19 protein-coding genes and 1 pseudogene are annotated in these 19,815 nt (G+C 51.6%); 12 read left to right on the top strand and 8 right to left on the bottom strand.

Features of this window, described 5'->3' with window-relative positions; translation table 11 throughout:
• Positions 1-71: 71 nt before the first annotated feature.
• Positions 72-575 (bottom strand): ESA_00282 family adhesion-associated protein, encoded by a 504-nt coding sequence (locus NBA72_RS15880; RefSeq protein ID WP_001534190.1) that lies wholly within the window; start codon positions 573-575, stop codon positions 72-74.
• Between the two features lie 103 nt (positions 576-678).
• Between NBA72_RS15880 and NBA72_RS15875 the strand changes: the two genes are divergently transcribed.
• The 3 genes from NBA72_RS15875 (at position 679) to NBA72_RS15865 (ending at position 2,488) form a co-directional block, all read left to right on the top strand.
• Positions 679-1,089, top strand: a complete 411-nt coding sequence (locus NBA72_RS15875) for a hypothetical protein (RefSeq protein ID WP_000936444.1) — start codon at positions 679-681, stop codon at positions 1,087-1,089.
• Complete coding sequence (locus NBA72_RS15870; protein WP_000665656.1) at positions 1,076-1,480, top strand: hypothetical protein; 405 nt, start codon at positions 1,076-1,078, stop codon at positions 1,478-1,480. Before NBA72_RS15875 ends, NBA72_RS15870 begins: the two co-directional genes overlap by 14 nt.
• A 123-nt stretch (positions 1,481-1,603) precedes the next feature.
• On the top strand, positions 1,604-2,488 hold the full coding sequence (locus NBA72_RS15865) for an SDR family oxidoreductase (RefSeq protein ID WP_000019032.1): 885 nt from the start codon (positions 1,604-1,606) through the stop codon (positions 2,486-2,488).
• Between the two features lie 111 nt (positions 2,489-2,599).
• On the opposite strand, the gene exbD is transcribed toward NBA72_RS15865, so the two are convergent.
• Both exbD and exbB read right to left on the bottom strand, forming a co-directional pair.
• The gene (exbD, locus tag NBA72_RS15860) at positions 2,600-3,025 is read right to left on the bottom strand and encodes a TonB system transport protein ExbD (RefSeq protein WP_001251476.1); all 426 of its coding nucleotides are present in this window, start codon (positions 3,023-3,025) and stop codon (positions 2,600-2,602) included.
• A gap of 6 nt (positions 3,026-3,031) precedes the next feature.
• The gene (gene exbB / locus NBA72_RS15855; protein ID WP_000527859.1) at positions 3,032-3,766 is read right to left on the bottom strand and encodes a tol-pal system-associated acyl-CoA thioesterase; all 735 of its coding nucleotides are present in this window, start codon (positions 3,764-3,766) and stop codon (positions 3,032-3,034) included.
• A 251-nt stretch (positions 3,767-4,017) separates the two neighbouring features.
• On the opposite strand from exbB, the gene metC reads away from it, so the two are divergent.
• Together metC and yghB are read left to right on the top strand one after the other, a co-directional pair.
• On the top strand, positions 4,018-5,205 hold the full coding sequence (gene metC, locus NBA72_RS15850; RefSeq protein ID WP_000130270.1) for a cystathionine beta-lyase: 1,188 nt from the start codon (positions 4,018-4,020) through the stop codon (positions 5,203-5,205).
• 139 nt (positions 5,206-5,344) lie between these two features.
• On the top strand, positions 5,345-6,004 hold the full coding sequence (yghB, locus tag NBA72_RS15845) for a DedA family general envelope maintenance protein YghB (RefSeq protein ID WP_000268444.1): 660 nt from the start codon (positions 5,345-5,347) through the stop codon (positions 6,002-6,004).
• 63 nt (positions 6,005-6,067) lie between these two features.
• On the opposite strand, the gene NBA72_RS15840 is transcribed toward yghB, so the two are convergent.
• On the bottom strand, positions 6,068-6,967 hold the full coding sequence (locus NBA72_RS15840) for an AraC family transcriptional regulator (RefSeq protein WP_001078198.1): 900 nt from the start codon (positions 6,965-6,967) through the stop codon (positions 6,068-6,070).
• 192 nt (positions 6,968-7,159) lie between these two features.
• Here NBA72_RS15840 and yqhD point away from each other — a divergent pair, with 192 nt between their 5' ends.
• The 4 genes and pseudogenes from yqhD (at position 7,160) to NBA72_RS15820 (ending at position 11,407) form a co-directional block, all read left to right on the top strand.
• The gene (yqhD, locus tag NBA72_RS15835; RefSeq protein ID WP_042948755.1) at positions 7,160-8,323 is read left to right on the top strand and encodes an alcohol dehydrogenase; all 1,164 of its coding nucleotides are present in this window, start codon (positions 7,160-7,162) and stop codon (positions 8,321-8,323) included.
• 105 nt (positions 8,324-8,428) lie between these two features.
• A complete protein-coding gene (dkgA, locus tag NBA72_RS15830) occupies positions 8,429-9,256 on the top strand; it encodes a 2,5-didehydrogluconate reductase DkgA (RefSeq protein ID WP_000013100.1) in 828 nt (275 codons plus the stop codon).
• A 165-nt stretch (positions 9,257-9,421) separates the two neighbouring features.
• A pseudogene (locus tag NBA72_RS15825) lies at positions 9,422-10,907 on the top strand (DASS family sodium-coupled anion symporter).
• A 44-nt stretch (positions 10,908-10,951) separates the two neighbouring features.
• Positions 10,952-11,407: an HIT family protein gene (locus NBA72_RS15820; protein ID WP_000128242.1), complete on the top strand. Its 456-nt coding sequence runs from the start codon at positions 10,952-10,954 to the stop codon at positions 11,405-11,407.
• 157 nt (positions 11,408-11,564) lie between these two features.
• Here NBA72_RS15820 and NBA72_RS15815 read toward each other — a convergent pair whose 3' ends face one another.
• Both NBA72_RS15815 and NBA72_RS15810 read right to left on the bottom strand, forming a co-directional pair.
• A complete protein-coding gene (locus tag NBA72_RS15815) occupies positions 11,565-11,759 on the bottom strand; it encodes a hypothetical protein (protein ID WP_000525382.1) in 195 nt (64 codons plus the stop codon).
• A 202-nt stretch (positions 11,760-11,961) separates the two neighbouring features.
• On the bottom strand, positions 11,962-14,133 hold the full coding sequence (locus NBA72_RS15810; RefSeq protein WP_042948750.1) for a YgiQ family radical SAM protein: 2,172 nt from the start codon (positions 14,131-14,133) through the stop codon (positions 11,962-11,964).
• Positions 14,134-14,620: 487 nt separating this feature from the next.
• On the opposite strand from NBA72_RS15810, the gene NBA72_RS15805 reads away from it, so the two are divergent.
• From NBA72_RS15805 to NBA72_RS15795, 3 genes are read left to right on the top strand one after another with little or no spacing between them, the layout of a single operon-like run.
• Positions 14,621-15,604 (top strand): TRAP transporter substrate-binding protein, encoded by a 984-nt coding sequence (locus tag NBA72_RS15805; protein ID WP_000799372.1) that lies wholly within the window; start codon positions 14,621-14,623, stop codon positions 15,602-15,604.
• A gap of 41 nt (positions 15,605-15,645) precedes the next feature.
• The gene (locus NBA72_RS15800; protein WP_001221825.1) at positions 15,646-16,128 is read left to right on the top strand and encodes a TRAP transporter small permease; all 483 of its coding nucleotides are present in this window, start codon (positions 15,646-15,648) and stop codon (positions 16,126-16,128) included.
• Between the two features lie 10 nt (positions 16,129-16,138).
• Entirely contained in the window at positions 16,139-17,446 is a 1,308-nt protein-coding gene (locus NBA72_RS15795) for a TRAP transporter large permease (RefSeq protein WP_000345259.1), read from the top strand.
• 45 nt (positions 17,447-17,491) lie between these two features.
• Here NBA72_RS15795 and ftsP read toward each other — a convergent pair whose 3' ends face one another.
• On the bottom strand, positions 17,492-18,904 hold the full coding sequence (gene ftsP, locus NBA72_RS15790) for a cell division protein FtsP (protein WP_000010658.1): 1,413 nt from the start codon (positions 18,902-18,904) through the stop codon (positions 17,492-17,494).
• 73 nt (positions 18,905-18,977) lie between these two features.
• A complete protein-coding gene (gene plsC, locus NBA72_RS15785; RefSeq protein ID WP_000965733.1) occupies positions 18,978-19,715 on the bottom strand; it encodes a 1-acylglycerol-3-phosphate O-acyltransferase in 738 nt (245 codons plus the stop codon).
• Between the last annotated feature and the right edge of the window lie 100 nt (positions 19,716-19,815).

Here is a 19,815-nt window from a genome sequence, read left to right as displayed (position 1 = left end):
ACGCTAACGCGTTTTGGCGAGCACTGCCCAGGTCCAAAATGGCAAGTAAAATAGCCCTAATGGGATAGGCTCTAAATCTCATCCGGTTTAACCTGTGGGCGCTGATATTCCGGCCATACCAGCGCGACCAACGCCGGGTAGGCTTCAAGACTGAACTCACGAAAACACTGGCGTAAATTAAGGACGTCCAAATCCGAATACGGCACCTTTTCTCCGTTCAGACAACGCTTCTTAATATTGTCGTAATACTTATAAACGGCAGAGTTAAGGTCGCTGCAACGACGCTGTGCGTCAAATAATCCAGGCGTTTCATTCAACTCAGTCATTGTCATTCGTTTTATCGTTGCATGAAGGAAATCGATATATTCATGGTTAACGCGCCAGTACCATACCGGCGTTATCGAATTCATTAATACTGAGAAATGATCTTCGCCCTCTTCCTTTGTCATGGGTTCAGTTTGATTTAAATTTACGACTTTTCCACCAGGACGTTTTTTATTAACCTCCCACATCAGGAAGAGTATCGCGCCGGTCAGTAATAGCAATATAATAACAGAATAAAAAATACTGTTCATAGCAGGCTCCATTTTTTTTGATTTTAAAATTACGCCATGTTATTGTCAACGAAACCTACACTATTAAAAATAGTATACCACTGATCGTAAAGGATATTTAGTCATGCTTCCTGAGCATCTGGTTTCCTCTCATTTTCGCCTGTCATCGCCGCCCCCTGAAGCCACAGAAAACAGTAAAAATTTGCCTAAGGGAAAGACAAAACTCAGCGATTACGAGCCCGATATTTTAATTAGCGCTAACGCTGCCGGGCAACACAGAAACGTATTATTTGAAGAACGTGACCGTCATATTAAAGAACGTCTGTATTGTGTGGCTAAAATTGAAACGTTTGCCCGCCTGATAAACGCACTACAGGCAGAAGGCGATATTGATGCCCAAACGCTAAGTAAAATACTGGCGGATAAAACCGCAATGATAAATGAAAAAGGCAATGCCATTTGGCTTAATTTAATCACTCGCGAAACCGATATGCCGCTATTTTATTCACTGGAAGATAAAGATGAAAGAAGTTGAAGACAATAACGTTTATTTGGCTTTAGACAACCATAAAAGTGATGAATTTATCTTAAAGCAAAATCTTGCAGCACTAATCGCCAGTAAAAATGCCACCCTGGAAAAGGTAACGCAGGAGGTGGTATCCATACCGGCGGCGTTAGTGCGCCTGAAGTGGCAAAACCGACGGGAGATGTATGCGTTACAGGTCAAAGAGGAGATTTATGGCGCGACCATCAATGCCATTATCGAGCAGCATCCTGAATTACGAGACAAAATTATGTCTCGTCTTGAAAGTGACTGGCAGCATCTGCTGGCTCGCGAGACGGCAACCTTACGTCTGATGCGTAAGCTTTCCGATGGCGACTACCGGACGCGCAACGTCACCACCGTCGCACGGCAAGAAAAATAACCTTCATGGCTAGTTAACTCTGTTGTGAATACGGGCGAAGCATAAGGATCGTTCTGATTCTCCCTCTTACGGTAGTAAAAGTGTCTACGCTTAAAGGGTGTTCAACCTGAAGGGAGAAGCTCAATGTCTCATCTATACGACCCTACCACGCAGTATTACACCGGCGAGTATCCTAAGCAAAAACAGCCGGCGCCCGGCGTCCAGGCGAAAATGACGCCTGTTCCTGACTGTGGTGAAAAAAGTTATGTCGGCAGTGGTCGCCTTAAAGATCGTAAGGCGCTGGTGACAGGGGGCGACTCCGGGATTGGGCGCGCTGCCGCTATCGCTTATGCGCGTGAAGGCGCAGATGTCGCGATCAACTATCTGCCAGCGGAAGAAGAGGACGCCCAGCAGGTTAAAGCGCTGATTGAGGAGTGCGGCCGTAAAGCGGTGTTATTGCCAGGCGATCTTAGCGACGAATCTTTCGCCCGTTCGCTGGTCCATAAGGCGCGTGAAGCGCTAGGCGGGCTGGACATTCTGGCGCTGGTGGCCGGTAAACAGACGGCAATCCCGGAGATAAAAGATCTGACCAGCGAGCAATTTCAGCAAACCTTCGCCGTTAACGTTTTTGCTCTGTTCTGGATAACCCAGGAAGCGATTCCGCTGCTGCCAAAAGGCGCCAGTATTATCACGACGTCGTCTATCCAGGCGTATCAGCCCAGTCCGCACCTGCTGGATTATGCGGCAACCAAGGCGGCAATCCTCAATTACAGCCGTGGCCTGGCGAAACAGGTGGCGGAAAAAGGAATTCGTGTGAATATTGTCGCGCCTGGCCCTATCTGGACAGCGCTGCAAATTTCCGGCGGTCAAACCCAGGATAAAATTCCGCAGTTTGGTCAGCAGACGCCAATGAAGCGGGCCGGCCAACCGGCAGAGCTGGCGCCGGTGTATGTCTATCTGGCAAGCCAGGAATCCAGTTACGTTACCGCAGAAGTGCACGGCGTGTGCGGCGGGGAACATTTAGGCTAACGATGAAGTCGATTACGATGGCGCACTTCTGTTAAGCAAGGCGCCATCTTAGGCAATAAAAAAGCCGGGTGGCGACTTCGCCTTACCCGGCCTACAGCATCAGCAAAATACTTATTTCGCTTTCGCGGTCTCTTCGCCGACCAGACCAATCTTGAGATAGCCCGCCTGATGTAGCATATCCATCACTTTCATCAGGGTTTCATACTCTACGGTTTTATCCGCGCGGAAGAAAATCGTAGTATCCTTTTTCCCTTCCGTCAGGGCCGTTAGCTCGGCAATCATCGTATCATCCGTCACCGGATCGTTACCGATAAACATGGTGTTATCCGCTTTCACCGACAGATAAACCGGTTTTTCCGGACGCGGCTGTGGCGTACTGGTAGAAGCGGGCAGATTCACCTTGACGTCCACCGTCGCCAGCGGCGCAGCCACCATAAAGATAATCAGCAGAACCAACATGACATCGATAAACGGCGTCACGTTGATTTCATGCATTTCGCCGTTGTCATCCAGGTTCTCGTTAAGACGCATTGCCATGACGCATTACCCTACCCGTAATTTCTGCGCGGCGCGTACCGGCTGCGCACTGGCGCTCGCATTCAGATCGAGATCGCGGCTTTGCAGCAGCAATACCTGCGCCGCCACGTCGCCCAGCGTTGCTTTGTAACTGCCTATCTGACGTGCGAAGATGTTGTAAATGACGACCGCCGGGATCGCGGCTACCAGCCCAATCGCCGTCGCCAGCAGCGCTTCCGCAATCCCAGGAGCAACCACCGCCAGGTTGGTGGTCTGCGTTTGCGCAATACCGATGAAACTATTCATAATGCCCCATACGGTGCCAAACAACCCGACGAAGGGGGAAATGGCGCCGATCGTCGCCAGATAACCGTTGCCTCGCCCCATGTAGCGGCCAACTGCCGCGACGCGACGTTCCAGACGGAAGCCGGTACGTTCTTTAATCCCTTCGTTATCTTCGCTGCCCTGAGAGAGTTCCAGTTCATTCTGCGCTTCATTGATGAGCTGTGCGCTGAGGCTTTTTGCGCTGAAACCTGCCGCAATGTCGGAAGCCTGATCTAAGGAGCGCGCATCGGCTAATTGCAGTTGTTCGCGCTTTAAGCGGCGCTTTTGCGTGAAAAATTCAACGCTTTTACTGAAGAAGATAGCCCAGGTGACGACTGACGCCAGAATCAAACCAATCATCACGCACTTCACGACAATATCGGCGTGCTGATACATGCCCCAGACGGAAAGATCCGTCTGCATCAAATTATTACCCACTCTGTATCTCCAGGACGCAAATCACAAAATCTGAGCATAATAATATCAAAACAACGTCGAATTGATAGTCGTTCTCATTACTATTTACATACTGCCGCACCTTTACTGCTTTTTCTTTGCGCTTACGCATTAAAAAAGCCACCTGTTTTTATTTTGGCAAAATTTTCATCTGTATCACACGTCGCCAGGGTGCAGATGGTTATATTCATGCTAGTTTAGACATCCAGACGGTTAAAATCAGGAAACGCAACATGACGGATAAACAGTTGGATACCAAACTGGTAAACGCAGGACGCAGCAAAAAATACACGCTTGGCTCAGTGAATAGTGTGATTCAACGCGCTTCTTCACTGGTGTTTGACACCGTCGAGGCCAAAAAACACGCTACCCGCAATCGCGCCAACGGCGAATTATTTTACGGACGCCGGGGAACGCTGACTCACTTTTCGCTCCAGGAAGCCATGTGTGAACTGGAAGGCGGCGCCGGATGCGCGCTCTTCCCGTGCGGCGCGGCGGCGGTCGCCAACACCATTCTGGCATTCGTTGAGCAGGGCGACCACATCCTGATGACCAACACAGCCTATGAACCCAGCCAGGATTTCTGCAGCAAAATTCTCGGCAAACTGGGCGTGACGACAAGCTGGTTCGACCCGCTCATCGGCGCTGATATCACGCAACATATTCAGCCGAACACGAAAGTCGTATTTCTGGAATCCCCCGGTTCTATTACCATGGAAGTACATGATATTCCGACCATTGTCAGTGCGGTCAGACGCGTCGCGCCAGAAGCCGTCATCATGATTGATAATACCTGGGCGGCTGGCGTTCTGTTCAAAGCTCTGGAATTCGATATTGATATCTCTATCCAGGCGGGCACTAAGTATCTGATTGGTCATTCTGATGCGATGGTCGGTACTGCCGTTGCAAATGCGCGCTGCTGGGAACAATTGCGGGAAAACGCCTATCTGATGGGGCAAATGCTCGACGCCGACACGGCTTATATGACCAGCCGCGGTCTGCGCACGCTCGGTGTCCGACTGCGCCAGCATCAAGAAAGCAGCCTCAAAATCGCCGCATGGCTGGCGAACCATCCTCAGGTCGCGCGCGTTAATCATCCGGCCCTGCCGGGTAGCAAAGGTCATGCCTTCTGGAAACGAGACTTTACAGGTAGCAGCGGCCTGTTCTCCTTTGTGCTCAATAAAAAGCTGACCGAGGCAGAATTATCAGCCTATCTGGATAACTTTTCGCTGTTCAGTATGGCCTACTCCTGGGGAGGCTACGAATCGCTGATTATTGCTAATCAGCCGGAACAGATCGCCGCGATTCGTCCCGCAGGCGGCGTAGATTTTACCGGTACGCTGGTTCGGGTGCATATTGGTTTAGAGAGTGTTGATGATTTGATCGCTGATTTAGCCGCCGGCTTCGCCAGAATTGTGTAAAGTTGCCGGGGATGGACATATATGCAGACAATTTCCGTGGAAAAGTCTGCGTTTGTTGCGTCCGGGATCAAGGCATCCCGGACGATTCAGGAGTACAATAGGCAGATAAAAGCGTAAATGCTGTTCCACAGGAAAGTTCATGGCTGTCATTCAAGATATTATCGCTGCGCTCTGGCAACATGATTTTGCCGCGCTGGCGAATCCACACGTTGTTAGCGTCGTCTACTTTGTCATGTTCGCCACGCTATTTTTAGAAAACGGTCTGCTGCCAGCATCATTCTTACCTGGCGATAGTCTGCTGCTACTGGCAGGCGCGTTGATCGCCCAGGATGTGATGCATTTTTTGCCGACGATTGGCATTCTCACCACCGCGGCCAGTCTCGGCTGCTGGCTAAGTTATATCCAGGGACGCTGGCTCGGTAATACGCGTACCGTCAAAGGCTGGCTGGCGCAGCTTCCGGCAAAATATCATCAGCGCGCCACCTGCATGTTTGACCGCCACGGTTTGTTAGCGTTGCTTGCCGGGCGCTTTCTGGCGTTTGTCCGCACTCTGCTGCCAACAATGGCGGGTATTTCCGGCCTGTCCAACCGCCGGTTTCAGTTTTTTAACTGGTTAAGCGGCCTGCTGTGGGTGACTGTCGTGACCAGCTTCGGCTACGCGCTCAGTATGATCCCGTTTGTTAAGCGCCATGAAGACCAGGTAATGACATTTTTAATGATCCTTCCCGTCGCGCTACTGGTCGCCGGACTGTTAGGTACGCTGGTCGTGGTGATTAAAAAGAAATACTGTAACGCCTGACGTATCCATAATCGGCCAGGATGGCCCGGTTACGCTTCGTTGACCCGTGGCGGGATGCCCCACTTAGCTCCCTTGCATTGTCCGCATTCTTGCCGCATCTTCGCCCGGCGTAACGCCAAAATAACGTTTAAACTCCCGGCTAAACTGCGATGCGCTCTCATAGCCGACCCGCATCGCCGCGGCGCTGGCCTTCATACCGTCGTGAATCATCATCATTCGCGCTTTATGCAGTCGGTAGCTTTTTAAATACTGCAACGGCGAGGTGCTGGTGACCGCCTTAAAATTATGGTGAAACGCCGACACGCTCATGTTCGCTTCTGCCGCCAGTTGCTCAACATTCAGGTTCTCGGTGTATTTCATTTCGATCTGTTTAAGTACGCGACTGATCAGGCTAAAGTGCGTCTGGCGACTAACCAGTGCAAGCAGCGCCCCGCCGCGCGGCCCCATCAGCACATGATAAAGAATTTCGCGAATAATCTGTTTTCCCAGAATCCGCGCATCCAGCGGGCGCTCCATCACATCCAGCAATCTTTCCACCGCGCATAAAATCTCGTCCGACAGCGTGGCGGAGTTAATCCCACTGGCCGCCATCGGCAACTGGAAACGCTCATCTTCGCCAATGTCCATGAGCAACTCTTGCAGTTGCAGCACATCAATGTCGAGCCGAATACCGGCCAGTGGTACCTCCGGCGTTGCCCAGGTCTCGCATTCAAAAGGGAGCGGCACGGTCAGTAAGAGATATTCATTAGCGTCATAACGAAACTTGCGCTTGTTAATATAGCCAATTTTATGGCCGGAAAAGAGAAATATGATGCCAGGCTGATACATGACCGGCGTGCGCGGCCCCGGTTCAACACCATACAACAGACGAATGCCCGCCAGCCGCTCGCTGATTATTTTATCATTATTTTTTAAATGATTAATTTTATCCGCCAACTGTAAGCAAATTGCTTCACGATTCATAACGCGCCATTTTTTCATCAAATCCACTCCGCTGGATTGTGCGCATTTTTAGCGATTTTCTCCAGCATTCTGGAGAAATAGGCAAAACATTGGCAGAAATGTGCATTGAGAGACATCCCTCACAAGACCACAATGATGACCATCAGGCAGACAGCCGCCTGCCCTCTTTTTACCCACATAAGGGAATGAGCAATGAACAATTTCAAATTACATACCCCTACCCGCATTCTGTTTGGTAAAGGCGCTATCGTCGATCTTCGCGATCAAATCCCCCAGGACGCCCGCGTGCTGATTACCTATGGCGGCGGTAGCGTGAAAAAGACCGGCGTACTGGCGCAAGTTCAGGACGCGTTAAAAGGACTGGATGTTCGGGAGTTTGGCGGTATTGAACCGAACCCGTCCTATGAAACGCTGATGAAAGCCGTGCAGCTTGTGCGCGACGAAAATATTACCTTCCTGCTGGCCGTTGGCGGCGGTTCCGTACTGGACGGCACCAAATTTATCGCCGCAGCGGCGCAATATACGGACAGCGTCGATCCGTGGCACATTCTGGAAACTGGCGGTACTGAGATTCGTAGCGCAATCCCGATGGGGTCTGTGCTGACCCTACCGGCAACCGGCTCAGAATCGAACGCCGGCGCAGTCATTTCCCGTAAAACCACTGGCGACAAACAGGCCTTCCACTCCTCGTTCGTGCAACCGGTGTTTGCCGTACTGGACCCGGTCTACACCTATACATTGCCGCCGCGCCAGGTTGCGAACGGCGTCGTGGATGCTTTCGTCCATACCGTTGAGCAGTACGTCACTTACCCGGTTAACGGCAAAATTCAGGATCGTTTCGCCGAAGGCATTTTACTCACACTGATTGAAGAAGGTCCCAAAGCGCTGCAAGAGCCTGAAAACTATGACGTCCGCGCTAACGTGATGTGGGCCGCTACTCAGGCGTTGAATGGCCTGATTGGCGCTGGTGTTCCGCAGGACTGGGCGACGCATATGCTGGGCCACGAGCTTACCGCGATGCACGGTCTCGATCATGCCCAGACGCTGGCTATCGTTCTGCCTGCGCTATGGAACGAAAAACGAGACGTTAAACATGCAAAACTCCTGCAATATGCTGAACGTGTATGGAATATCACCGACGGTTCCGACGACGAGCGTATTGATGCCGCCATTGCCGCCACCCGCCGTTTCTTTGAACAGATGGGCGTGCCTACCCACTTGTCCGATTACGGTCTGGATGGCAGCACTATTCCGGCGCTACTGGCTAAACTTGAGGCGCATGGATGCACAAATTTAGGTGAAAATCAGGATATTACGCTGGATGTCAGCCGTCGGATTTATGAAGCGGCGCGCTAAGGTTTTTTCGCCTCTGACTTTCGTTTTTGGCCATTTCGTCCAGACTTAAGTCACTTAGTCTCGCCGGACCCGACTCCGGCGAGCCAATTAAAAGAGGAACACATCATGGCTAATCCAACCATTATCAGGCTACAGGATGGCAACGTAATGCCACAACTTGGGCTGGGAGTCTGGAAAGCAAGCAATGAAGAGGTGATCGCGGCGATTCATAAAGCGCTGGAGGTGGGCTATCGATCGATTGATACCGCCACAGCATATCAGAATGAAGAAGGCGTCGGCAAAGCGCTAAAAGCAGCGAGCGTGGCGCGGGAAGAGCTGTTTATCACCACCAAGTTGTGGAATGACGATCAAAAACGTCCCCGCGAAGCCCTGCAGGAGAGTCTGAAAAAACTGCAGCTTGATTATCTCGATCTCTATCTGATGCACTGGCCCGTACCGGCTATTGATCACTATGTCGACGCCTGGAAAGGCATGATCGCGCTGCAAAAAGAGGGGCTGGTAAAGAGTATCGGGGTCTGTAACTTTCAGATCCATCACCTCCAGCGTCTGATCGATGAAACCGGCGTTACCCCTGTGATCAACCAGATCGAGCTTCACCCCTTGATGCAACAGCGCCAGCTACATGCGTGGAATGCGACGCATAAAATCCAGACCGAGTCCTGGAGCCCGCTGGCGCAGGGCGGCGAAGGCGTATTCGATCAGAAAGTGATTCGCGAACTGGCGGATAAATACGGCAAAACGCCCGCCCAGATTGTTATTCGCTGGCATCTGGACTGCGGGCTGGTCGTCATTCCGAAATCCGTCACCCCTTCCCGTATCGCGGAAAACTTTGCTGTCTGGGATTTCCGTCTCGATAAAGATGAATTAGGCGAGATCGCAAAACTGGATCAAGGCAAACGCCTCGGTCCCGATCCGGATCAGTTCGGCGGTTAAGCCGGATTTATCGCACGCCATGCCCGACGATGTCGTCGGGCTTTTTTTCATTTCGAAATATTAAGAAACAATTACGCGCATTTAACAGTATATTTCCCCCACACACAAGCGCAGAATTATTCTGATTTTATGAATATTTATTCATGATTATTATCAATTTACTTAATGTATATAAAATATTTATGGATGTGTGATTGTGGCGGAAAAAAAATCTCAGGGCGTCAAATGGCTCCCATTAATTCTTATTCTGGTTATCGCCGCCGGACTGTGGCAGCTAACGCCCCCTTCCGGGTTAAGCGCGCCGGCCTGGCATTCCGCGATTATTTTTGTCGCAACGATCGCCTCTATCGTGGCGAAAGTGCTGCCTATTGGCGCGGTCGGTATTATCGGCATCACCGTCTTTGCGCTCGCCTATGCTGCCGGCGACAAAACGGCCAGCGGCGCGATTACCACGGCCTTGAGCGAGCTGAACAGTTCGCTGATCTGGCTTATCGTCGTCGCCTTTATGATTGCCCGTGGGTTTATCAAAACCGGGCTGGGTCGGCGTATCGCCCTACAAATGATCCGTCTGTTAGGTAAACGAACGCTGGGTCTGGCTTATGGTCTGGCGTTTGCCGATCTGATCCTCTCCCCCGCGATGCCCAGTAACACCGCGCGCTGCGGCGGCGTGATTTACCCGATCGCCGACTCGCTGGCGCGCAGCTTTGATTCACATCCGGAAGATGAGTCTCGCAGCAAAATCGGCACCTTTCTGATCACCTGTATTGGCAATGTTAACGACGTCACCGCCGCACTGTTTATGACCGGTTATACGGGTAACCTGCTGGCGGTAAAACTGGCGGCGAACGCCGGCGTTACGTTGAGCTGGGGAAGCTGGTTTATCGCCGCGCTCCTGCCTTGCCTGGTCTCTTTTCTTATCGTCCCGCTGCTGGTCTACTGGCTGACGCGTCCGGAAATTAAACATACGCCGGATGCGCCGGATTTGGCGCGCAAAGAGCTGGCGCAAATGGGCAGTATGACGCGCGGCGAGTGGCTCATGCTGGCGACCGTCGGCGTGTTGCTGGTGCTATGGATTTTTGGCAGCTCGCTCGGCGTGGATGCCACGACGGCCTCTTTTGTCGGTCTCTCGATTTTATTACTGAGCGGCGTGCTCACCTGGGAAGACGTTAAAAGCGAAAAAGGCGCCTGGGATACGTTGATTTGGTTTGCCGCGCTGCTGATGATGGCTAACCAGTTGAAGAAACTAGGATTCACCAGTTGGTTTGGCAACCTGATTGGCGACAGCATCGGCAGTACGATGCATGGAACCAGTTGGATAATCATCCTGCTGCTGCTTAACGCAGCCTATTTTTATACCCACTATTTTTTCGCCAGCGGCAACGCGCAAATCGCCGCGCTGTATGCGGTGTTTCTGGGTGTCGGTCTGCATCTGAATATACCGGCAGCGCCGATGGCGCTTATGCTGGCGTTTACCAGCAGCCTGTACTGCTCTCTTACGCAGTATACCCACGCACGCGGCCCCATTCTTTTTGGCGCCGGATATGTACCGACGGGCGTCTGGTGGCGAACGGGATTTATTATCAGCCTCTTTAATCAGGCGGTCTTTTTGACAGTCGGCCTCGCATGGTGGAAAGTGTTAGGGTTGTATTAAACGCTTAACGCATCGATAAGCCCCTCGGTTAACGGAGAAATGGAATGACCTGCATTTTCTGTCAAATAGTTGAAGGTAAAGCACCTTGTCATAAAGTTTGGGAAGATGAGCATCACCTGGCTTTTTTGTCGATTTTTCCGAATACCGATGGGTTTACCGTAGTGATCCCGAAAAAACATTACCCCAGCTACGCGTTCGATCTACCGCCGCAGGCGTTAGCGGACCTGATGCTGGCGACCCAAAAAGTGGCTAAGAAACTGGATAAGGCTTTCCCGGATGTCAGTCGTACGGGAATGTTCTTCGAAGGTTTCGGCGTAGACCATGTGCACAGTAAATTAAGCCCCATGCACGGTACTGGCGATTTAACCCACTGGAAACCGATTGAATCGCGGCAGAATAAATTTTTCGAACAGTATGAAGGATATCTGTCGTCGCACGATCATGAACGGGCTGATGATGAAAAACTGGCCGCGCTGGCGGCCAGAATTCGTGAGGCATAAATACGGAGCACTTCTGCCGGATGGCGGTGTAAGCACCTTATCCGGCCTACAAAACTGTGCTATTCATAGACCTGATAAGCGCAGCGCCATCAGGCATTATACCTTAGATTATATACTTCTTATCTATTTTAATATATCAACCCTGGTAGGTTAAATATTACGGCGCGTGGCTAAATATTTCGTACAAAAACCATCCAGGAATAGCGGCAATAACACCCATTAAAATTATCCCTGCAAGAGTCATTTGCCTGTCTTCACGTTTTTCCATATTACATGCTTTAATAGCCATTATGAATATAACAACAGCTATTATAGCAATTACGATAAAACAGGGAATAATAATCATACCCATGATATCCCCTCCTCTGGGGCTGTGTGCAAGCATCATGCCTTAATCATTAAGGTAATATATAATTAATTTATACAATCAATAATATTGAAATAAAATATAAAGCTCCCCGTAATTTAGCAATTACTAAAGACCGATACAATATATTTAGATGTCTGTTACTTCCAAAAACATTAGCTTCCAGAAGCAACAGATTCAAAGGTAATTAACGCCCTGCGCCTTTCCCGCGCTTCTTATTAGCGGCAAGCCCCTGCCGCTGATGTTCCACCGGCGTATGCTTGGTCAACGCCGGGCGCGTGTTGCGGTTCTGGCGACGCGCTTCGCGCATCTCTTCAATGGTCGGCGCAGGCACCAGACACTCACGGCGACCGCCAATCAAATGCTTTTTCCCCATCGCTTCCAGCGCCTGGCGAATCAGCGGCCAGTTCGCCGGATCGTGATAACGCAGCAGTGCCTTATGCAGGCGACGCTGCCTGTCTCCCTTCGGCACCACCACATCTTCACTCTTATAACCAATTTTACCCAGCGGGTTTTTGCCGGTGTAATACATGGTGGTCGAATTTGCCAACGGCGACGGGTAGAAGTTCTGCACCTGATCCAGACGGAAGCGGTGGCGCTTGAGCCACAGCGCCAGATTCACCATATCCTCGTCCCGCGTGCCCGGATGCGCGGAGATAAAATATGGGATCAGATACTGCTCTTTTCCGGCCTGTTTAGAGTAAAGGTCAAATAACTCTTTAAAGCGATCGTAGCTGCCCATACCCGGCTTCATCATTTTCGACAGCGGACCTTCTTCAGTATGCTCCGGCGCAATCTTCAGATAGCCGCCCACATGATGGCTTGCCAGCTCTTTAATGTAGCGAGGATCTTCTACAGCGATGTCGTAGCGCACGCCGGAGGCAATTAAGATTTTCTTAATGCCTTTCAGCTCACGGGCGCGGCGATAAAGATTGATCGTCGGCGTATGGTCAGTATCCATATGCGGACAGATATCCGGATAGACGCATGACAGGCGACGACAGGTCTGCTCCGCACGCGGCGACTTACAGCGCAGCATATACATGTTCGCGGTAGGACCGCCCAGATCGGAGATCACGCCGGTAAACCCCGGCACCGTGTCGCGGATCGCTTCGATCTCGTTGATAATAGAGTCTTCCGAGCGGCTCTGAATGATGCGCCCTTCATGTTCAGTGATCGAGCAGAAAGAGCAGCCGCCAAAGCAGCCGCGCATGATATTGATCGAAAAGCGGATCATCTCATAGGCCGGAATACGGGCATTGCCGTAAGCCGGGTGCGGCACACGCTGATACGGCAGCGCAAACACGCTATCCATCTCTTCAGTGGAGAGCGGTATGGCGGGCGGGTTGATCCAGACATAGCGGTCGCCGTGTTTTTGCATCAGCGCCCGCGCGCAGCCAGGGTTAGTTTCGTGATGCAGAATACGCGACGCATGGGCGTACAGCACCTTGTCGCCTTTCACCTTTGCAAAGGATGGCAGCAGGATATAGGTTTTTTCCCACGGCTTCGGACGCGGCGGCTGCACGGTAATCGCCTTAGCTTCTTGCTTTTTCGGCGCGACCGGCTTGTTATCCGCGCACGGCAGATCCTCACCATAGGGATGGGGAATTGGATCGATTTTACCCGGCGTGTCCAGACGAGTGGAGTCGACGCCGCTCCAGCCTGGCAGCGCTTCTTTAACCATAATCGCAGTGTTACGCACGTCACGAATCTGATCGATGGTTTCGCCCATTGCCAGACGATGCGCCACTTCCACCAGCGGACGCTCGCCGTTGCCAAACATCAGCATGTCGGCTTTGGAATCGACTAACACTGAACGACGCACAGTATCAGACCAATAGTCGTAATGCGCGGTACGGCGCAGACTGGCCTCAATGCCGCCAAGGATCACCGGGACATCTTTCCACGCTTCTTTGCAACGCTGGGTATAGACCAGCGTGGCGCGGTCCGGGCGTTTGCCCGCGACGTTATCTGGGGTGTAGGCGTCATCGTGGCGCAGCTTACGGTCAGCGGTGTAACGGTTGATCATCGAGTCCATGTTGCCGGCGGTGACGCCAAAGAACAGGTTCGGTTTTCCCAGACGCATAAAGTCGTCTTTGCTGTTCCAGTCCGGCTGGGCGATGATCCCCACGCGGAAGCCCTGCGCTTCCAGCATACGACCGCAAATCGCCATGCCGAAGCTCGGATGGTCGACGTAGGCGTCGCCGGTTACCAGAATGATGTCGCAGCTATCCCAGCCAAGTTGATCCATCTCGTCACGTGACATCGGCAAAAACGGCGCCGGCCCAAAGCAGGCGGCCCAGTACTGCGGCCAGGAGAAAAGGTCGCGATCCGGTTGGATCAGGGAGATAGCGCTCATATTGCTTCCAAAACGATTGGCAAAAAAATAATCAAAGGTCGGGGATTATAAGCCGTATCTATAGCGAAAATGAAGGAGATTATCGCCTTATATGTAGGGCTGGCGCGAAATAGAAACAACTTTCAACGGCCTGGCCTGAGGTGTTTGAAATTGGTCTTATGAATATCTTCAAATTGGTATGCAATTAATTATACCCACGTCTAAAAACGCAGTATCGTCATAACAACAAAAAGTAAAAAAACATCACATTATCAGCAATATATAAAAAAACTTCGCTGAATTGCTCACGACACTGTTTTTACCATGACTTTCTTCTGTGAACCAGATCTCTTTCTTTGGTCTATTGATTAAATTAAATTGGCTGACAGAATTCAGGGGATAAAGAACACCATCACCACGCCTTTCCCCAACGCAACACCTTACGTATCAGCAGGTTATTAATTAATCAACGATAACCACAGGAATCCCAACCTATAAGGAAGCAGATATGAAAAACACACGCTCATTCACAACATCAGCGGTATTACTGGCCGGCTGTTTGCTGCTGGCATTTCCAACGCTCGCCAAAACGACGCTGAAACTGAGCCACAATCAGGATAAAAGCCACGCCGTTCACAAAGCGATGAGCTATCTGGCCGACAAAGCGAAAGCCTATTCGGACGGCGAATTAAATATTCGTATTTACCCCAACGCCACGCTGGGCAACGAACGTGAATCGCTGGAATTGATGAACTCCGGCGCTCTGCAAATGGTGAAAGTCAATGCGGCATCGCTGGAGTCTTTTGCGCCGGAATATAGCGTGTTTAGCCTGCCGTTTTTATTCCGTGACCGCGATCACTACTACAACGTACTGAAAAGCGACTTAGGGAAACGCATTCTCGCGTCCTCCGAAAGTAAAGGCTTCGTCGGCTTAACCTGGTACGACGGCGGCGCCCGCAGTTTTTACGCCAGTAAGCCCATCACTCAACCCGACGATTTAGCCGGTATGAAAATCAGAGTGCAGCAAAGCCCCAGCGCTATCGCGATGGTGAAAGCGCTCGGCGGTGTGCCGACGCCGATGGCGCAAGGCGAACTCTATACCGCGCTCCAGCAAGGCGTGGTCGATGGCGGCGAAAACAACCCCGTGGTTTATGCCGATATGCGTCATGCGGAGGTGGCGAAATTCTATTCCCGCGACGAGCACACGATGGTGCCGGATGTCCTGGTCATCAGTACCAAAGTACTTAACAAATTGAGCGATAAAGAGCGGAAAGCGTTATATAAAGCCGCAGATGAATCCATGCAGCAAATGAAAGACGTCATCTGGCCCGCCGCGGAAAAAGAGGCTTATGAGAGCATGAAGGCCATGAACGCGACCGTTGTTGATATTGATAAATCCGCGTTCAAACAGCGTGTTAAGCCCTTGTTTGATGAGTTCCGCGCAAAAGACGCTCAGTCAGCGAAGGATCTGGAATACATCGAGAATATGTAAATCTGCCGGGCAGGGTTCTCCTGCCCTTTACAGGATGTAATATGCGAATACTCACCAATGCACTGAACAAAATACTGGCCGGGTGCTGCTGTATTATTCTGGCGATCATGGTTGCCTGCGTATCCTGGCAGGTGGCGGCGCGCTTTATATTCAACGCGCCAAGCAGCACGCTCGACGAATTCACCCAGATTCTTTTTATGTGGATGATTCTGTTAGGCGGCGTCTATACCGCCGGATTAAAAAAACATTTAGCTATCGATTTGTTAGCGCAAAAACTCTCCCGAACGCCCGCCCTCGTGCTCGACAGTATCATTCAGGTGATTATTACCGTGTTCGCACTGATTTTTATGGTGTACGGCGGTGATATTATTGTTGAAAAAGCGGCGCACGTCAGCCAAATGTCCCCGGTATTAAAATGGCCTATGGATAAAGTCTATTGGGTCATGCCGATTAGCGGCGTCATCCTGGTGTACTACACCATTGTGAACGTTATTGATAATTATCATCAGCGCCATCTTCGCTAACGAGGGATATATGGACTTTGAATATATTTACCCAATAATTGTTTTATTTGGCAGTTTTGCCATTATGCTGGCGGTCGGCGTTCCTATTACATTCGCTATCGGGCTGTCGTCCTTATTCTCAATCCTGATAGCCCTTCCCCCGGATGCGGCAATCTCGGTTATTTCACAAAAAATGACCGTCGGTCTCGATGGCTTTACGCTGCTGGCGATCCCCTTTTTTGTGTTAGCCGGCAATATCATGAATACCGGGGGAATCGCCCGGCGCCTGGTGAATCTGGCTCAGGCGTTAGTTGGCCGCCTTCCCGGTTCGCTGGCGCACTGCAATATTCTGGCGAACACCCTGTTTGGCGCGATATCCGGCTCGGCTGTCGCTTCTGCGGCCGCGGTGGGCGGCATCATGTCGCCATTACAGGAAAAAGAGGGCTACTCTCCGGCGTTCTCTACGGCGATCAACGTCGCTTCGGCGCCGATTGGCCTGATGATCCCGCCCAGCAATGTGCTAATTGTCTATTCGCTGGCTAGCGGCGGCACCTCTGTCGCCGCCCTGTTTTTGGCGGGCTACCTGCCCGGCATCTTAACCGCGCTGGCTTTAATGACGGTAGCGGCGCTGTATGCCCATCGCCACCATTACCCGGTTGCCGAACGTATCAACCTGCGGCAGTTTCTGTCGGTATTCCGCGATTCATTGCCCAGCCTGTTGCTGATATTTATTATTATCGGCGGCATTATCGGCGGCGTATTTACGCCAACAGAGGCCTCTGCGATCGCGGTAATCTATAGCCTGGCGCTGGCGGCCATTTATCGAGAAATTAATGTGAGTAAGTTGCGCGATATTCTGCTGGATTCGGTAGTAACCAGCTCTATTGTTCTCTTACTGGTCGGCTGCTCAATGGGAATGTCATGGGCGATGACCAATGCCGATGTTCCTGAACTGATTAATGAAATGATTACCAGCGTGTCCGAAAATAAATGGGTCATCTTGCTGATTATCAATCTCATTTTGTTATTCGTCGGGACATTTATGGATATTACCCCGGCTATTCTAATCTTTACGCCTATTTTCCTTCCCATTGCTCAACATCTGGGAATCGACCCTGTCCATTTTGGCATTATTATGGTTTTCAATTTAACCATCGGACTGTGTACGCCCCCGGTAGGCACTATTTTGTTCGTCGGTTGCAGTATCGGCAAAATCAGTATTGATAAAGTCGTCAAACCGCTATTACCGATGTTTCTGGCACTCTTTGTGGTCATGGCGATGATTTGCTACTTCCCGCAGTTGAGTCTGCTGCTTCCCACGCTGTTTGCCCCTTCCTGAAAACCCTGACGGGTCTGCGCTATTCAGACCCGTACTCGGACGCCTTTACGACGCCGGATTCACCAGCATTTGCCCAATCGAGCCGCGGTCAGCCATTTCCAGCGTCTGGCTGTTGAAATAGAACGGGAAGTGCGGCCAGGACGGCTGACCGTAGTAGACCAGCAATTCGACTTGCCCATCCACCCAGACGGTATCTTTCCAGCCTCTATCTTCCGGGAACGGCATAGCGCCGTTGACGTTGCGAATCAGGAAAGAGACGCCCTCAATATGGAACGACTGCGGCATATCGGCGCGTACCGTCCAGCGCTCCCAGGTGCCTTGTTGGGCGGTAATATCAATGCGATTCACATCCCACAGTTGGCCGTTAATCCCCGGATCGTCGCCAAGACTGATGTCCCGACTGCGGACAGGCGCGCCGCTCATGATCTCCGTCGGCAACAGACGCATCGGCAGATTATCGGTCACCAGCGGCAGCAATCCGGTTGGCCGTAACGTCAGCACCAGGGTCGAAACCAGAATACTGGAAGGCTCAAAGAAACCGCGAATCCGATCGACTATGCTGGCCGCTTCCCCGCAGGTGATCGAGACTTCGTCGCCGTTGGTCATATCAACCAGGATTTCACGTCGCTCGCCGGGCGCCAGTGACAACTGTTTGACGGAAACCGGCGCAGGTAAAAAGCCCTGATCGCCTGAAATCACATGCAGCGCCCGGCCATCGCTCATCTGAAGCTGATAGCGCCGCGAGTTCGAGGCGTTCAACAACCGTAACCGTACCCAGCCGCGGGACACTTCGACATAGGGGCTTTGCGCGCCGTTCACCAGCAGCGTATCGCCGACAAAACCACCGCTTCCCGGTTCGCTGTACTCCGGCGTCCCAAAGTTATCCAGCCGTTTATCCTGGATAATGACGGGAAAATCATCCACGCCGTAATGGTTCGGAATGGGCAGCGTTTTACTGATGTCGTCTTCGACCAGCCACATTCCGGCCAGGCCGTTATACACCTGCTGCGCAGTGCGGTTAGGCGTGTTAGCGTGATACCACAGCGTCGCGGCGCTCTGACGAATCGGCAGCACCGGCGCCCAGTCCGCGTTCGGCGACATCATACGCGCCGGGCCACCCATCAGCGGCCCCGGCACCAGTAAACCAGCAACCGTCATGGAGACATTTTCCGCCAGGCGGTTGCTATAGATGAGTTTAACGTCATCGCCTTTCCAGACGCGGATTGTCGGCCCCAGATAACGACCGTTCACTCCCCAGACCGGCGCGCGCGTGCCTTGCGTAAAGGACCAGTGCGCTCGCTGTAGCGTCATAAACAACGGCTGCCCGCGACGGGACTCCAGCAACGGCGGAACAGGCAACGGCTGTTGCTGACCGGCAGCATTCGCCCTGAGGGGAATCGCGCCTGCACATAGTGCGATTCCCGATGCCTGAAGAAACTGACGCCGACTGAATGACATATAAGCTCCATGTAAAACAGGCTAAAGAGTTGTGCCTGAAAAAATGATTTCTACAATAACAGAGTAAGGCTGCTTAAACCTTACCGGTCGCTTCACGTTCCGCAACCTCTTTATCAAGTTCCGCGATTTTTTGCTCCATTAACGCACGACAGTGGGCCGCCAGCTCGCGAACCTGATCTTTACCATATTCGCTGACGTCGACTGGCGGCAGCATTTCCACAATAACCAGTCCGTTGTTCAGGCGGTTTAGATTGACTTTGTTAGAGGTGTTGGAAACGCAGACAGGAATGATCGGCACACCAGCCGCGATAGCCGCATGAAACGCGCCGGTTTTAAACGGCAGCAGACCGCGTCCCCGGCTACGCGTACCTTCAGGGAACATCCAGATAGAAATACGGCGCTTTTTAAAATGGTTAACCACTGCCGCAATGGTGCTATGCGCTTTGGCGCGGTTATTACGGTCAATCAACAGATTACCGGTCAGCCAGTACAGTTGCCCAAAAAACGGGATCCAAAGCAGGCTTTTTTTCCCCACCGTCACCGTTGGCGGCTGCACAATATTCGACGCCGTGACCATATCATAATTATTCTGGTGGTTAGCGATATAGATAGCATTGCCATAGCTTTCCGCGTCGGCGGGTTTGCGGCACTCCACTTTCAGGCCAAACAGCGGGGCCAGACGGCCGAACATATGCCCAAACGTCGCCACGTGTTTTGGGTTACGTGGGCTGAAAAGGCAGTAAATAGAACCGAAAACACAGACCAGAATGGAGTAAATAACGGTAACAATAAGACGAAAAATATATAGCATAACAACCTCTGAAGGCCTAAGAGCCCGGCATTCTACGTCACCTGAAATTCAGGTTAGGATTTTGGTAAGTGTGGCTCTCTGGAAAAACGTATTGTTAATC

This window comes from Salmonella sp. NW1250, from assembly GCF_051812965.1.
GTDB lineage: Bacteria > Pseudomonadota > Gammaproteobacteria > Enterobacterales > Enterobacteriaceae > Salmonella > Salmonella enterica.
The sequence above is the reverse complement of the archived record's forward strand: the minus strand, read 5'-3'. Positions and strand labels throughout refer to the sequence as shown.